1 rRNA gene is annotated in these 1,214 nt (G+C 49.9%); it reads left to right on the top strand.

Going from position 1 to position 1,214, the window contains the following annotated elements:
* Positions 1-1,214: ribosomal RNA gene (locus CRO04_RS26655) — 23S ribosomal RNA — on the top strand; the annotation flags it as partial.

Genomic DNA, 1,214 nt, shown 5'->3' with positions numbered 1-1,214 from the left:
AAGTGAGACGATTTGTTACCAGAACGGTCCTGGAAAGACCGGCCATAGAAAGTGAAAGCCTTGTATGGGAAAGCAATAGTCAGCGAGCAGGATCCAAAGTACCACGAGACACGAGAAACCTTGTGGGAATTCGGGGGGACCACCCCCCAAGGCTAAATACTACTTAGTGACCGATAGCGCATAGTACTGTGAAGGAAAGGTGAAAAGGACCCCGGGAGGGGAGTGAAAGAGAACCTGAAACCTTGTGTTTACAAGCTGTGGAACCACATTTTAAGTGGAACCGCGTACTTTTTGTAGAACGGTCCGGCGAGTTACCGTTACTGGCAAGGTTAAGCACTCAAGGTGCGGAGCCGAAGGGAAACCAAGTCTTAATAGGGCGTTAAGTCAGTGAAGGTAGACCCGAAACCGGGTGATCTACCCATGTCCAGGTTGAAGCTGCCGTAAAAGGCGGTGGAGGACCGAACGCACATCCGTTGAAAAGGGTGGCGATGAGGTGTGGGTAGGGGAGAAATTCCAATCGAACCCGGAGATAGCTGGTTCTCCTCGAAATAGCTTTAGGGCTAGCCTCGTATTAGTCTGCCGGAGGTAGAGCACTGAATTTCCTAGGGGGCGTCAAAGCTTACCAAAGAATATCAAACTCCGAATGCCGGTCAGATGATGTACGGGAGTCAGACTGCACGAGATAAGTTGGGCAGTCAAAAGGGAAAGAGCCCAGACCACCAGCTAAGGTCCCAAAGTGCGTGTTAAGTGGAAAAGGATGTGAGATTTCAGAGACAACTAGGATGTTGGCTTAGAAGCAGCCACACATTCAAAGAGTGCGTAATAGCTCACTAGTCGAGAGGTCTTGCGCCGAAAATGTCCGGGGCTAAAACACGACACCGAAGCTGTGGAATGTATCTTTGATACATTGGTAGAGGAGCATTCTTAATGCGCAGAAGCATTACCGTAAGGAGATGTGGAGCGTTAAGAAGAGAGAATGCCGGAATGAGTAGCGAGATGGAGGTGAGAATCCTCCAGGCCGAATATCTAAGGTTTCCAGAGTAAAGCTGATCTGCTCTGGGTAAGTCGGGACCTAAGGCGAGGTCGAAAGACGTAGTCGATGGACAACAGGTTGAAATTCCTGTACCGCATATTATCAGAACTGTGGGGACACAGAACCGAGAGAGAACCCGGGAATGAAAAGACCGGGGCAAGCATTGGACTGGCTAGACTGG

Origin of the sequence: Lacrimispora amygdalina, from assembly GCF_900205965.1 — a bacterium.
Taxonomy (GTDB): Bacteria; Bacillota; Clostridia; order Lachnospirales; family Lachnospiraceae; genus Lacrimispora; species Lacrimispora amygdalina_A.
Note: the sequence above shows the minus strand (reverse complement) of the source record. Positions and strands in the feature narration are given on the sequence as shown.